The sequence below is a fragment of the Paenibacillus baimaensis genome, assembly GCF_025567575.1.
This window is the reverse complement of sequence record NZ_JAOQIO010000038.1, coordinates 60,535-74,649: the sequence shown is the minus strand read 5'-3', so window position 1 is coordinate 74,649 and position 14,115 is coordinate 60,535. Positions and strand designations below refer to the sequence as shown.

Sequence of the window (14,115 nt, the reverse complement as noted above, 5' to 3'; positions counted from 1 at the left end):
CTTTTTATGTGGGTTTCGTTATTGCACGCGCACTATGGTCCCGGTCTCTGCCGATTCTAATGCGGCAAGTATAACCTTCAACGATTTCAAGCCTTCTTCGCCGGAAATCGACGGTTTCGTATTCGTAGCGATATGATGGATGAAGGTACGGACAATACCGCTCTCGGTTTGCTTATCATTCGTGGCGACTTTTCCCATCTGGTGAAGTACTCTTTCGCCATTATTAAAATCAATGATGACGTTGTAGGTAGCATCCTCAATCAGTCGCAAAATACCGTTCTCGCAATACAGCACTGTGCTGTTATCTTCCTTGGCCTTATAAGTCCAGCTGGCAGCCAGCGTCCCGATGATGCCGTTCTCGCTTTTGAGCACACATACAGCGTTATCGTCAACATCCGTATCTTGCTTTTGCAGCGTGCCGACAAATGCTCCTACTTCGACGATCTCCTCTCCCAGAAGGAAACGGATGAGATCCGTCTTATGAACGCCCAGATCACCCATGGCTCCGATAAAGGCAAGCTTTTTTTGGAAAAACCAACCTCCGGGTCCTTCTATGCTCCACGTTTCAGGACCACCATGTCCAAACGAGGTACGGAACGTCAAAACTCGTCCAAGAACACCGCTGTCCAATATTTCTTTGGCTTTAACATGAGGCAGCATGAGACGCTGGTTATGCCCGATCATCAGGAGCTTGCCGGTTGTCTCCGAGGCTGCAATCATCGCGCTCGCTTCCGCAATGGAGATAGCCATTGGCTTCTCGCATAGAACATGCTTGCCCGCTTCCATAGCAGCTATGCTTACCGGAGCATGCAGCGCGTTAGGCAGGCATACGCTGACAGCATCCAATCCTTCGTGCTGAAGCAGTTCGCGATAATCCGTATAAGCATTGGCTCCATACAGAGCAGCCATTTCTTCTGCACGTTCCTGATTCGTGTCGGCAACAGCCACGATTTCAACATTGGGCTGGTAGGCATACTCAGGTAAATGCCTTCTTCTTGCAATGGCTCCACAGCCAATAACGCCTATTCGTATGTTTGTCATATGGTGACGCCTCCCTATACCTATCCTATTGTTATTCTTTAGCCTTTTACAGCTCCCGCCGTAATGCCTTGAATAATATATCTCTGCATAACCAAAAAGAAAATAATGATCGGAACAATAGCCAACGTGAGCGCCGCCAACGCCAAATGCCATTGGTTCGTATATTCACCGAAATATACATACGTTGCGAGCGGAATCGTTTGATTAGCCTTAGCGCTTAGCATGATGAACGGTAGGAGAAAGTCATTCCAGATCCATAATGTATGCAAAATCGCAATCGTCGTTGTGATCGGAGCGAGCAGCGGAAGTAAGATACGGAAAAATACGCCGACCGTGCTGCTGCCGTCAATGGTCGCAGCTTCCTCCAATTCAATGGGGATACCTTTGACAAAGCCGTGATAAAGAAACAAAGCGAGTGGTGTGCCAAATCCCAAATACATCAAGATCATGCCGTATAGTGAATTAATCAGATGAAAATCCTTGGCTACCTTCACAAGCGGAATCATCATCGATTGAAAAGGAATGACCAATGAGGACAAGATGACCAAAAAAATCACATGACTGACAATACCGGGACTTCTCACCAATTGGTATGCGGCGGCAGAGCTAATGAGCAATATACCCATGACGCTTGCTACAGTAATGATCAAGGAGTTCGCAAATACACCCGGAAAATGAATTTGATGCCATACGGTAACGAAATTGGAAAATTGAAAAGATTCGGGCAGCGACGCTGTTGAGGCCATCACTTCGTTGTACTTTTTAAAGCCGTTAACAAATGTCAAATACAGTGGAAAAAAGAACAGTACGGCCAGGATGATCATGAACAGCTCTATCACGAACTTGCCGAGAGTATATTGTTCTTTCATTACATTTCCACCTCCTTGCGCTTCATAACAAACACTTGAACTACAGTAACAGATGCCAAGATGACAAAGAACACAACGGCTTTAGCCGAAGCATACGTGTATTCATTTTTAGTGAAGGCGTCCAGATAAATATGCAGAGCGAGCGATTCCGTCGTTCCGTAAGGTCCGCCTTTCGTCAATGCGAAGTTCAAATCGAACACCTTGAACCCGTGTGAAATCGCTAGAAAGAGACATACTGTAATAGCAGGCATAATCAGTGGAATAATGATCTTCTGAAGCCGATGCCAGCGATTAGCACCATCAATTTGAGCGGCCTCCAACAGATCAGTAGGAATTCCTTGCAGCGCAGCAAGATAGATGACCATCAGATATCCAGCGTAATGCCACACACTCACCAGGATCAGTGACCAGAAAGCGTATTCCGGTATACTGAGCCAGTTTTTTTGAAAAATCTCGATTCCCGTTAAGCTCGTAATTTGCGGAAAGCCTTGTGTAATAATAAACTGCCAGATGAAACCGATCACAAGCGACCCCATCACGTGTGGCAGAAAAAATACGGTTCTTAATGCATTTTTTGTTTTAAGTGCCATATTAAGTACAAATGCAAGAGCAAATCCGACCAAGTTCACCAATATCGTACTGACGAAAACATACTTCATTGTAAAGATAAATGATTTCATATGCTCTGTATCTTCCAGCAGTCGTTTGTAATTGCTCCATCCGGCCCACTTGATTTCACTGCTGATCCCGTTCCAATCCTGGAAGGAAAAAATAATGGCTCTAATAAAAGGCAGCAAAATGAACAAAGCGAAAAAAAGAACAGCCGGGGAGACAAAGGCGATATATATCAATAATTTTCTGGTTCTCATTCGCGACATGAAGAATACTCCTCTTCTCCCGTTTAAACGATCAGCCCATGCCGTTTTGCCTCAATATGACGGGTATGGATGCATGGGCTGACCCCTTGATTTTATTTATTTTTTCACCGCAGTGGTCCACATTTTCTGAATTTCTTCCAGCGTTTTCTCTTTGGTTAACTGACCTCCGACGTAAGCTTGCAGCGCTTTCGTGAATTGCACATCCATCCCGGCAGGCCACAACGAATATGCCCAAGGAATCGTTTGATTTTTCTCAACATACGTGTTCATATCAGCTGCGAGCGGACCCAATTCCTTGGTCGCCTTCATATCCTTAAAGGCCGGGATCAGATGCATCGAATCGACCAAATATTTTTGACCATTCTTATGCAGCCAAATCAGAAACTTCTTCGATTCCTCGACTTGCTTGGAATTTTTGTTGATGACATAGTAAGTAGGAATCCCTACTGGAAGCTTGGTATCGCTTGGGTTGTCGGTTAATGGAATCGCGAACATACCGATATTAAGATTCGGGTTCACTTTCGTGATCAAATCGATCGTCCACACCCCTTGCTGCATCATAGCCGTTTTGCCGGATGAAAAGTCAGCAACCTGGTTATCATAGCTAACACCCACAGACTCAACACCTTTTCCATATTTGACAGTCATGTCCAATACATCAAAAAAGTTATCCATCAGCGGAACGTCTTGTACTTTTGCTGTGCCTCCGTTAATCTTGCCAATTAAATCCGTCGAATCCTTGGCATAAGCGAATGGCAGGTTGAACAGGTTGCGCCCCAATACAAATCCTTCTTTGTACGCTTCGGCATAAGAGGGAATTCCAGCCGCCTTTAACTTTTCATTCATCTGCTTGAGCTCTGTCAAAGTGGTTGGCACCTTGTCAATACCGGCCTTGGCAAACAAGTCTTTATTGTAAATAAATCCATAACCTTCCATAGCTGTCGGGAAACCGTATTTCTTGCCGCCAATGGTCATCCCGGGCATTGCAGACTCCATTACTTGGTTCATCCATGGCTCGCCTGACAAATCAAGCAGTCGTTCACTCCAGTCCTTTACACCGCTGAAGCTTTTGGTGAAAAATACGTCCGGCTCATCCCCGGAAGCAAATCTCGTTTTCAGCATCGTATCCAAATCCCGTACGACCTGGGCATCGATCGTTACGTTCGGATTATCCTTCGTGTAATCGGCTGCCATTTGTTTGATTTGATCGGTAACTTCCACTTTACCCTGAATCAGCTTGAGCGTAATCTTTGGACCTGTGCTTTGCTGGGACGACGCGCTTGTTTTGGGGGCTTCCTCCCCCCCGGCACATCCTGCCAGGATGGTAACCATCAAAGCGGTAGCGGTCACTGTGGACATCCATTTTCTCATCTAAGACTCCTCCTAAGTGTTCTTCAATTCATTGTTGAACTATCCTTATTGTAAAGAATTATGACTTCGTCGGGCATGGAATATACGCGCTGAAAAAGGTAATTATTTAATCTCATTTTCTTTTCGATACGGAAACGGCGACACGCCGACCTGTTTTTTAAACACTTTACTAAAATAATTCTCATCATCGTATCCGAGTTGATTGGCGATATCGGCTATGGAAAGTGTCGTTCCTTCCAGCAGAGCTTTGGCCCGTTCCATTTTCAAATCAGTTAAATAGCTTACAACCGTTGTATGGTAAGTATCTTTGAACTTCTTGGATATATATTGTGGACTAAAATGAAATTGCTCCGCTAAAAATGTTAATGAAATGTCCTCATAAAAATGCGTGTCCAAATAATCCTTAATGTCCGCCATACTTCTACCTGATGAGGTAAGCGGATTCAAACCTTCTATTAAAGTGTGGACTTGATCTACGAGTACCTTCTCCCATTCATCCAAATCGTTAATCCACAGTGGCATATACGGGACCTGCACATCATCCGTCTGATTTTGGACCAATTGCTTACAGCGGCCAAGCAGTAAATTCGCTTCCATCGTGCAAACCTGAAGTTCCTTAAGCAGCAATGCTCCTCTTTGCCTTAAAGCGTCTGTGTACTTGTTCAGGAGATCTGTGGCAAACGCTTTGTTGCCCGTTTCTATTACTTTTTTCAGCAAAAATAACTCGTTCATCAAAGATGGCAGCTCGTGCGGCGCTTTAGCAGATGGATGAGCCCCCTCTGACAGCACATCACCATTTAAGAGCGTATTCCTTGCGTCTCCTATGACTTTATGAATGTGTGTTAAATCGGCAAACCCTCTGTTCGAGCCAACCATTACATCCAGTTGAATCGTTTGTTTCCATGCCCGCATCAACCGATCCACATAAAACTTGTAATCATCCTCGTTCGATCCCCAAGTATCTCCACCCATAAGCAGCAGCCATTGGTAGTCATCCAGTCTACAGAGATAATGGGCGAAGTGGCTGCCCAGCGCATATTGGGCAATATTGCCGACCGCATACGTGAACAAATCGTCATCCATCATAAAGCGCTGATCCAGAATACGTTTTCGGTTTTTGGGGAGTATGAGGGCGATTTTGATCGATTGCTCGGGCAGACCCGTTTTCTCAAATATTTTGCGTACGGATGGGGATAAAGGAATCTCCCCACGGAAGTAGGAGGCAAGCTTTTTTTCGTCCAGCAGGGCATCCGCTTTCCGTACCATATATCCTCTTTCCATTTCGGTTTGCTTCGAGTCCGAGTGTTCCTTCCAAACCTGAATGGCCTTTTGCAAAGCATCTTCTACATCTTTTCTGCGAAACGGCTTTAATATATAATCGACTCCCTTGGCCTTGATCGTTGCGCGGGTGTATTCAAAATCGTCATAGCCGCTGATCACAATAACATGCGTATCGTAGCCTTCCTCCTTTATTTTTTGGAGCAGCTCAATCCCATTCATCTGAGGCATCCTCATATCACAGAACATGACAGCAGGCTTATAGGTCTTCAAGCATTCGAGCGCTTCTATCCCGTTCTCAGCCATATACCTGCCAGTAACACCAAATTTCTCCCAATCGACTGACAGGTCAATTGCCTCTCTAACGTGCTCTTCATCATCGACAATTAATACATTCATACTATAGGTCCTCCTGGATCGGAATAATCAAACTAATTTCCGTTTTGTCATAGGGTGTACTGGTGATATGCCACTTAAATTGATCTCCATATTTGAGCCGTAATCGCTGCAGCACATTGATTAATCCGATGCCGCCTTCCTCTCGTTTGTAAACGTTAGGTTCGTTAAAGCGCAGCTGAACCTGTTCGATTTCGTTATAATCCATCCCTTTTCCATTGTCTGTAATGTGAATGGTCAACCAGCCAGAATCCAGTGCCATGTCCAAATGAATCGTGCCCATGCCTGTCCCGCTTTCGATGCCATGGATAATGCTGTTCTCAACGAGCGGCTGCAATATCATTTTGGGAACCCTCACTTTCAGCGCGGCCGGCTCACTGTGAATGGTGTATGACAGCTTGTGTTTGAACCTGTTTTCCTGAAGCGATAGGTAATCCTCGATATGCTCGATTTCCTGCTGCAAGTAAACGGTTTCCGTATTGAAATCCATGCTGTACCTCAAGATCGATCCCAATTGAAATATTTTATCGTTTATTTCCTCGACCCCATGACGGAGTGCTACGGTACCAATCGATTGCAGCGTATTATATAAAAAATGCGGATTGATTTGCGCCTGCAGCATTTTTAGCTGGGCCGTTGAGATTTCAATGCGCTGTTCGTACTCCCGAATAATCATTTCTTTCAAATTGCGAACCATCGTTTGAAAACGAAGCTCGAGAATGCCGATTTCGTCCTCTCGGGTCTTGAATTCTTCGACATCGAACTGTCCGATCTCCACCCGGGTCATATTGCGAATCAGCCTTTTAATTGGCGTAATTGTGGAGTAGGATATGATGAATGTAAACAATAGAATGAATGCAAGCGCTATGAACTGGATCGCAATGGATTGGTCCAACGTTTTTTGGGCAGCCTGGTTAATGAAATCCGAAGGAATAAATTTGATCATGGTAAGTGGCATCTCATAAAACGTATCGTTAACGATGATGAATACTCCCTTTTTTCCGTTATATTCACCGTATTGATAGCCCGGCTGCTCATCTAATATATTCAAACCAAGCTCTGATTGCTGCATAGCAGATGCATCCGATGCTTCTCTTGACGTATACATAAGCTCTCCGCTGCCATTCATAAACATAAATAGCGACTCTTGACCCGGATCGAATAGCTGTCTGCTTAAACGTCCAATCTCGTCTAACGAAATATACATGGACAGCAGCCCCAGCACATTAGGCTTCGGATAATCAATAAGCTTTTTATTAATGGTTAAATAACGGTTGCCATTCAGCTGCTGCATCTCATAAGCACGAAGGTTATCCCATGATTCTTTGTGATCGGATGGAAGCTGCAGTTGTTGGGGAATACTCAGGACTGAATAGTTAAACTTTGCATATTTTTGTCCACTTATCCCACTATGAAAATTGACTACTTTAATTTCAGGCCGACTGTACATTAAATAAGCCACTTGACGGTCGATATACATATCCTGTTGAAAATTCGTTTTTTCCAGCCAGAGGTACTCCATCAGGTTTTGATCGTAGTACCAGGATACCGATAATTGATTTAATTCCTCTAAATATTTTTTGACGTTTTCCATGCCAATACTCATCGTTTTCCTATTCAGCTCGATCATGTTCGCCTGAAGTGTAGCTGAGGTTGACCTGTATGAAATTAAGTTGGAGCATATAAAAGGAATGGTCGTGGCTAGAAGTGACCAAACTAACAATTTGATAAATAAGCTTCGTTTATACATTCAGGTCACCTGCCTCGTCAAGTCATGTAAGTTTCTAAAGCATCTGATCATTATAACAAATCCTCATGACAGAAATAATGTAAAATTACAGATGAAATAAGGATTATTTTAATGTAATCTATACAATAATAAAACAAGTCCTTTTTTGGCAAATACCGGATCGTATATTATTGTCCCCAACTTCAGATTTCTCTACATGAAAATAAAAAAAAGGCTGATCATCAACAATGTGAGATCAACCTTTTCATATTTAATGTGACTATTTATATCGATTTAATCTGATTTCGCAATTCATTATCCGACAATCTTAATTGTTCAATCTCCTGCTTCATATATACATTAAAAAGCTCCTTACTGACCGTACGTCCATCCAATAAAATTTCCAAGCCTTCCAATTGTAGATAATATTTGGAGCCTGCCGGATAGAGCACACGTCCCATGGCGGAAGACATTCCGATATAATTTTGCAATCGTCTCGCTTGCTCCGGATTCGTTGCGTAAAGATCAAACAGTCTGACATATAAATCAGGTTGGAAGTTGGCCATAATTCCACTATAACCTGACGCACCTTGTTCTAAGGAACTTAATAGTGTTGCCGATTCTGCATTAAAGATTTGCAGCTGTGTGCCTTTCACGGCTTCCAGCTTGGCTTTCATATGCGCCGGGACACCTTCCGTATCCTTCAGGAAATAAAATCGGTTCGTATCCGCACACCATTTCAGTAATTCGGGTGTTAAGGAGCGTTTGTATGGAACCGGGCATTCGTAAAGTCCAAACTTAATATGCGGCACATTAGTCAGGATGGTCTCGACATTTTGTTTAAAAACCTCTTCAGATTCGTAGGCAGTAGCCAAACGATTCACATTTAAAACGAAGGCATCCACACCCGTAGCCGATATTTGTTTGATTTCTTCAATCTGGTCCTCTATCGAATAAGAAATATGGCCAGATGCAACTACCGGTACCCTGCTGCCTGCTTGTTCCTTAACAAACTTCGCTAGCTGCACACGTTCGGCTAACGAGAGATGATACATTTCGCTTGATAGGCACACAGCAAACAATCCATGTACGCCTTTCGCTATATACCATTCGATCAACCGCTCCAACCCATCGTAATCTATTTGTTTGGTTGCCTTGAATGAAGTAACCATTGTTGGCCATACACCTTTAGTAATATTCATGGTTAGTTCCTCTCTTATTAAGGTAATTTTACACCACGGGCACTGACATAGAGCTGATACCATTCTTCTCGTGTCATCAGGTCTGCTTGTCGTTCGGCATCACGGCAGGCAACAATCCTCTGCAGGTTGGTCGTACCGATGACAGGCTGGATTCGAGATGGATGCCTCATGAGCCAGCCAAGTACGATGGCCTCCTGCGACGTTTCCTTCTGCTGTGCCAGCTTTGCCACTAACGCTGCTGTTTGACGAACAGCTTCCGACGCTCCGTCTATGGGCTGTCCTGAAAATATACCCTTGGCCAGCGGACTCCAGGCTTGAACCTGAATGTGCTCTGTATGGCAATGTTCCAACAATCCATCAGCGAAATTGACGCTGGTTCCAGCTTCCTGATTGATATGAACCCCCTGATCAAGGAAATGCAGATGCGCAAGACTTATTTCGAGCTGATTGACGATGAACGGTTGCGATGAAGCCTGCTGCAGGAAACGGATTTGTGCTGCGCTCATGTTGGATACACCGAAGCGTTTAACCTTGCCTGACGTATACAAGGATTCGATCACTTCGGCAACTTCGTTTGGCTCCATCAATGGATCTGGACGATGAAGCAGCAATATATCCAAGGTCTCGATTCCGAGACGCTTCAGAATTCCCTCGACGGAATTCAGGATATATTGTTTTGAAAAATCATAACGTCCCGGAACATCACCGTCCGCGAAGCGAATGCCGCATTTGGACTGAATAATCATGTTATCCCGTAAGGAAGGACGAGCCTTCAGCATTTGCCCGAATACGAGCTCAGCCTTGCCACTCCGATAAATATCTGCATGATCGAACATGCTAATGCCGGCTTCTAAAGCGGCCTCGGTTACTTGTTCAGCTTGATGTACATGTTCTTTGGTGATAGGCCCATTAGTCCAGTCTCCGCCCAATCCCATACATCCAAATACGAGTCTGCTCGTGTTCAATCCCCAATGTGCTAACGGTTGCGGCTTCATAAATTCCTCCTGCTGCTGATATATAATCGATACGAAACTCCAGCATCGAATTACGAGTTGGCTGTCACTTTATTTACGATATTGCTTTCATACACCTCTAATAATTGCTTAATAATAACAGGATCAGTAAGCGGTGGTGTTGGCAATTTAGGAAGGCCAGGAATTCCTTCGTGCTCCATGATCACTTTAATACCTGGAATCACGCCAACATCCGGACGATCCAGCATTTCATATACGTTGTTTGCCTGTATTTGCAGCTTTTGTGCTTTTTCCAGATTACCTGCCTTGTATTCATCCCACATGACGCGCATATGTCCGCAGGTCACACTTTGCAGCGCACCTATCGCTCCATCGGCACCTAACAACGCTCCTGCTTGAACCATTGTATCGACACCGGTGAGCAGATTCAGCTCCGGCATATATTTTCTGATGCGCTCCAAGTAGTAGAAGTTACTGTCCGTATATTTAATTCCAGCAAAATTCCTGACCTGTGACATCGTTTCCACAAGCTTCACTGCAGTTGCACGTTTTCCTGTCTCATTATCAATAATCTCCTGATTCCAGTAAATATAAAAAGGAAGATCGGAAGCTTCAGCGAGGTTTTTAAAATACAGTACGTTTTCTTGCAGCGTAGCTGAATTGGATAAAGGTACCGAAGACACAGCAAATGCTCCTGCTTCTGTTGCATGGCGGGTTAAATCCAGGGCTTCTTCTTCATTGGAATAGCCGACATGGACAATAACCGGTATTCTTCCGTTATTGATACCAAGCACGATCTCTGTCCACTCTTTTCTCTCAGCTACCGACATCAGCCTGCCTTCGCCTGTGTAACCCAGCATGTATAGGCCATCTGCGCGTTCCTCTACATACTTTTCCAACAGCTTTTCAGCTGAATCCTTTACCAAATTGCCATACTTGTCGAAGGGTGTCACCAGTGCGGGAATAATCCCTGTTATTGTTGCTGCCATAATATTTTTCCTCCCATTTCTATCATTATTGTATGGTTTACTAGCCTTTAATAGCTCCACTCGTTAGTCCTGCTATAAAGAAACGATTCAAGAATAAATATACGACCAGCATAGGGATGATCGACATCGTCGTTCCAGCCAGCATCAAATTCCACGAGCTTACTGTTTCTCCTCGGCTCTTAAGTGCAACGACACCAACCACAAGAGGTGAATTATTCGGGTTGCCAATTGTGAATACCATAGGCAGCAAATAATCGTTCCATGCATTCATGAAGGATAATAGGCCAATCGTTGCAATCAAAGGCTTGATCAGAGGAAATATCATATTCCAAAATATTCTAAAAAAACTGCATCCGTCCATCTTGGCTGCTTCATCAATTTCTGGAGAAATCGTATCGATATATTTGCGGGCAATGTACAGCTGAGTAATGTTAAAGCCCAATATATTGATAATGATAACTCCCCATAGCGACGTGTTGAGATGGAATAATTTGGCCACAATCAGCTGCGGATACAGATACAGGGTACCTGCAGAAATGAACATCGTAGATACGAGTATGACAAAAATCAGATTTTTACCGGGAAATTTCCCTCTGGAAAACACATATCCACCCATGGTCGAAGTTACAATAGTGCCCACTACAATGAAAAATGTCATATAAATACTATTCCACGTATACAAATCGAAATGTCCCAGCTTCCAAGCATCCACATAGTTTTTAATACTGAAGCTGGTTGGAAGCAAACTGCCCGAGGACATCACCTCCAGATTGGTCTTGAAGGATGAGAGCATCGTATACAAGATAGGAAATAACGTCAGAACAAAGAGTATACTTAGCCCCGTATACAGTATCGTGGAAGAGATGGCCTTATGGGTATTCATGTGAAGCAATTGCACCTCCTCGGTTCCTAATAAACGGTTTAATCATTTTTGGTCAGCTTATAATACAATCCGGTTATCACAGCAAGCACCATGCCCGTAATGACTGAAAGCGAAGACGCATAACCGAACTGGTTCATCGAATCGGATACTCCGTAGGAGAAGAAGTATTTGAATACATAGGTCATGACCACTTCCGTCTGTCCCCCAGGCTGTCCATTCGTGAGTACGAGTACCAAGTCGGCCATCTTCATGCTTCCAATGATCGCCAGCATCAATAAGACTTTCATGATAGGCGCCAGCATCGGCAGTGTAATATAGATGAACTTTTGCCACCGGGTTACCCCATCGATTTCAGCACATTCATACAATTCGTTAGGTATCGTCTGCATACCCATTAGAAAAAACACCATATTAATTCCGAAATTGTGCCAAACACTGGCAATGACTATGATGGTGTTAGCAAGTGCCTTCGTACCAAACCATTCAATCGAGGTGTCCATGAGTCCAGTTTTGATAAACACCTGGTTCACGATACCTTGGTAAGGCTCGAACATGAGGAAGAAAATCAGACCGATAACCGCTGTACTAATAATCGTCGGCATAAAGAAAGCGGTACGAAACATCGAATTGATTCGCGTCCCCTTATTGAGCAGAACCGCCAGGAACAAGGCCAACGGAAATTCGATCGCTAGCTTGGCAAAAACGATAATAAATGTATTCAGCAGCGCCTCCCAATATTTGGGATCTCGTGTAAAGGCTCTTATAAAATTATCTAGTCCGATGAATTTGGCCGTCGTTATGCCATCATAATCATAAAATGCCCATTTCATCAGCCACAGCATGGGATAAATCGTAAAGAACGCAAATCCGATCAGCATCGGCAGCAGCATCAGATAGGCTTGAAATGAATCTTTACCGAGCACTCTGCCCACGATGGAATGCTCATACCTTTGGCGGTATTTCAATGTTGCGGTCTTCATAAGCTGCTCCTTTCCTGCCAAACATCTGTCATCGTTTCAATGTGGTGTCCCAAGCTCCGTCCTTAAATGGACCGAGATCAAAACCATCCTTGATCGCCCGCGTCAAAGCGTCGTTGTATCGTTTATCAAGACCTTCCAGTTCTTTACCGATATCGGTTACGGAGCCTGATAAAATCTTGCCAATCGTATTTTGATACGTATCACCCTCCAGCTTGATCGCTCCATCCGGTGGTGTTTTGGTGAAATAGGAGGTGCTTAAATCAGAAAATTCCTTCCATCCCTTCTTATCAGGTGTTTTTGCTCCTTCGATTGCTTTGGCATTTGCCATAAAATCTACGCCTTCTTCGTGCATATCCCTTTGGAACTTCTTGCTGTGTACATATTCATAAACGATAAAGCTCTTTTCCGGATTTTTTTTGGCAGCTGCTCCAAAGACGAGATAATCGCCGATTTGGGCATATTCTTTATAGCGCTTTGCTGTGTCCAACACCGGTACATGCGCTACGCCCCAATCATCCTTGGGCTTTAAGGCGTCCGTTAAGTTAGTAACTTCCCAGCTCGCGCCCATCATCATACCAATACGTCCCTCAGCAAACTGAGCTCGTAAGTTATCAATCGCCATCCCCTCAGCTCCAGGAAAAATGCTCTTGTCCTGCTTCATCTGAACAACCTTTTCCAGAATCGGTTTAAAATCAATAAATCGGTATTGACCCTTCTGGAAGTCGTATCCCATATGTCCAACCGATGGAGCGAACATAACGGCATTTGACCACTTGCCGCCCATCGCGCCTACATCCTTGAGATGCGTACCAAAGCCATATTCCTTACCTTCACCTGCAGCTGTAATTTTCTTCGCAGCCGAAACAACCTCATCCCAGGTTTGCGGAACTTCCTTGATACCCGCTTTTTCAAATAACCGCTTGTTATACAGCATTTTGGTCGTAATCACTACGAATGGAACCGAATAGGTCTTCCCTTTGTAAGTGTTATATTCGGGAATAATCATATCTTTATAGTCCTTTAGAAATTCAGGAGCTTTGGCAAAATCCTCAAGCGGAAGCATCCAGCCTGCATTGATGAACGGGTCCTTAACGGTTCCCACGAACTTATACAGCTCAGGTCCCTGATCGGCGGCCAACGCAACCTTCAGGGCATCCGCATAATCATTACCCATCGCGCGAAACTCCAGGTTAATTCCCTGCTCTTTGCCAATCGTAGCGTTAAATTCATCCATTTTGCGTTTCATAAATTCGCTCTTATCGTTGTGCCACAAGCGAATCGTCACTACCTTGTTGTCTGGTGTGCCAGTCACACCCGCTGCTCCTGTGGTCTTCTCTGGAGTGGAGCTGCAGCCTGCCAGCAACGTCGTACCCATGGCTGTCATTAATACCATGCCTGTCCATTTGCTCATGTTCAAGCCCATTCTAACACCGCCCTATTCTATTTATGGATAATCCAGCCTTGTGTAAGCGCTTAGACAATAAGCTGTGATTACACTATTGATCATAATGGAATGATACTCTAA

12 protein-coding genes are annotated in these 14,115 nt (G+C 44.2%); all 12 read right to left on the bottom strand.

The window, feature by feature from the left end; genetic code table 11:
- Window positions 1-18: 18 nt before the first annotated feature.
- Entirely contained in the window at window positions 19-1,041 is a 1,023-nt protein-coding gene (locus OB236_RS13465) for a Gfo/Idh/MocA family protein (protein ID WP_262684452.1), read from the bottom strand.
- Between the two features lie 38 nt (window positions 1,042-1,079).
- A complete protein-coding gene (locus OB236_RS13460) occupies window positions 1,080-1,910 on the bottom strand; it encodes a carbohydrate ABC transporter permease (RefSeq protein WP_262684451.1) in 831 nt (276 codons plus the stop codon).
- Window positions 1,910-2,788, bottom strand: coding sequence for a carbohydrate ABC transporter permease (locus OB236_RS13455; protein WP_262684450.1), 879 nt, complete (start codon window positions 2,786-2,788; stop codon window positions 1,910-1,912). The genes OB236_RS13460 and OB236_RS13455 overlap by 1 nt, the downstream gene beginning before the upstream one ends.
- Window positions 2,789-2,884: 96 nt before the next feature.
- Entirely contained in the window at window positions 2,885-4,159 is a 1,275-nt protein-coding gene (locus OB236_RS13450) for an ABC transporter substrate-binding protein (RefSeq protein WP_076234919.1), read from the bottom strand.
- A gap of 102 nt (window positions 4,160-4,261) precedes the next feature.
- Window positions 4,262-5,836 carry a response regulator transcription factor gene (locus OB236_RS13445; protein ID WP_262684449.1) on the bottom strand — a complete coding sequence of 525 codons (1,575 nt, stop codon included), beginning with the start codon at window positions 5,834-5,836 and terminating at the stop codon, window positions 4,262-4,264.
- Window position 5,837: 1 nt separating this feature from the next.
- The gene (locus OB236_RS13440) at window positions 5,838-7,583 is read right to left on the bottom strand and encodes a sensor histidine kinase (RefSeq protein ID WP_262684448.1); all 1,746 of its coding nucleotides are present in this window, start codon (window positions 7,581-7,583) and stop codon (window positions 5,838-5,840) included.
- A 263-nt stretch (window positions 7,584-7,846) separates the two neighbouring features.
- A complete protein-coding gene (locus tag OB236_RS13435) occupies window positions 7,847-8,764 on the bottom strand; it encodes a dihydrodipicolinate synthase family protein (protein ID WP_262684447.1) in 918 nt (305 codons plus the stop codon).
- A gap of 17 nt (window positions 8,765-8,781) precedes the next feature.
- Window positions 8,782-9,759, bottom strand: coding sequence for an aldo/keto reductase (locus OB236_RS13430; protein ID WP_262684446.1), 978 nt, complete (start codon window positions 9,757-9,759; stop codon window positions 8,782-8,784).
- A gap of 50 nt (window positions 9,760-9,809) precedes the next feature.
- Window positions 9,810-10,727 carry a dihydrodipicolinate synthase family protein gene (locus OB236_RS13425; protein ID WP_262684445.1) on the bottom strand — a complete coding sequence of 306 codons (918 nt, stop codon included), beginning with the start codon at window positions 10,725-10,727 and terminating at the stop codon, window positions 9,810-9,812.
- A gap of 40 nt (window positions 10,728-10,767) precedes the next feature.
- Window positions 10,768-11,610 (bottom strand): carbohydrate ABC transporter permease, encoded by an 843-nt coding sequence (locus OB236_RS13420; protein WP_262684444.1) that lies wholly within the window; start codon window positions 11,608-11,610, stop codon window positions 10,768-10,770.
- A gap of 38 nt (window positions 11,611-11,648) precedes the next feature.
- Window positions 11,649-12,590, bottom strand: coding sequence for a carbohydrate ABC transporter permease (locus tag OB236_RS13415; protein ID WP_262684443.1), 942 nt, complete (start codon window positions 12,588-12,590; stop codon window positions 11,649-11,651).
- A gap of 28 nt (window positions 12,591-12,618) precedes the next feature.
- Window positions 12,619-14,013 carry an ABC transporter substrate-binding protein gene (locus OB236_RS13410; RefSeq protein WP_262684442.1) on the bottom strand — a complete coding sequence of 465 codons (1,395 nt, stop codon included), beginning with the start codon at window positions 14,011-14,013 and terminating at the stop codon, window positions 12,619-12,621.
- Window positions 14,014-14,115: the final 102 nt, after the last annotated feature.

Excerpts from the sequence above, each read along its gene's own strand:
- OB236_RS13435 (WP_262684447.1), bottom strand. The coding sequence starts at position 8,764 with ATGAATATTACTAAAGGTGTATGGCCAACAATGGTTACTTCATTCAAG.
- OB236_RS13440 (WP_262684448.1), bottom strand. The coding sequence starts at position 7,583 with ATGTATAAACGAAGCTTATTTATCAAATTGTTAGTTTGGTCACTTCTA.
- OB236_RS13410 (WP_262684442.1), bottom strand. The coding sequence starts at position 14,013 with ATGGGCTTGAACATGAGCAAATGGACAGGCATGGTATTAATGACAGCC.
- OB236_RS13460 (WP_262684451.1), bottom strand. The coding sequence starts at position 1,910 with ATGAAAGAACAATATACTCTCGGCAAGTTCGTGATAGAGCTGTTCATG.
- OB236_RS13415 (WP_262684443.1), bottom strand. The coding sequence starts at position 12,590 with ATGAAGACCGCAACATTGAAATACCGCCAAAGGTATGAGCATTCCATC.
- OB236_RS13465 (WP_262684452.1), bottom strand. The coding sequence starts at position 1,041 with ATGACAAACATACGAATAGGCGTTATTGGCTGTGGAGCCATTGCAAGA.
- OB236_RS13420 (WP_262684444.1), bottom strand. The coding sequence starts at position 11,610 with ATGAATACCCATAAGGCCATCTCTTCCACGATACTGTATACGGGGCTA.
- OB236_RS13425 (WP_262684445.1), bottom strand. The coding sequence starts at position 10,727 with ATGGCAGCAACAATAACAGGGATTATTCCCGCACTGGTGACACCCTTC.
- OB236_RS13455 (WP_262684450.1), bottom strand. The coding sequence starts at position 2,788 with ATGTCGCGAATGAGAACCAGAAAATTATTGATATATATCGCCTTTGTC.
- OB236_RS13445 (WP_262684449.1), bottom strand. The coding sequence starts at position 5,836 with ATGAATGTATTAATTGTCGATGATGAAGAGCACGTTAGAGAGGCAATT.
- OB236_RS13450 (WP_076234919.1), bottom strand. The coding sequence starts at position 4,159 with ATGAGAAAATGGATGTCCACAGTGACCGCTACCGCTTTGATGGTTACC.
- OB236_RS13430 (WP_262684446.1), bottom strand. The coding sequence starts at position 9,759 with ATGAAGCCGCAACCGTTAGCACATTGGGGATTGAACACGAGCAGACTC.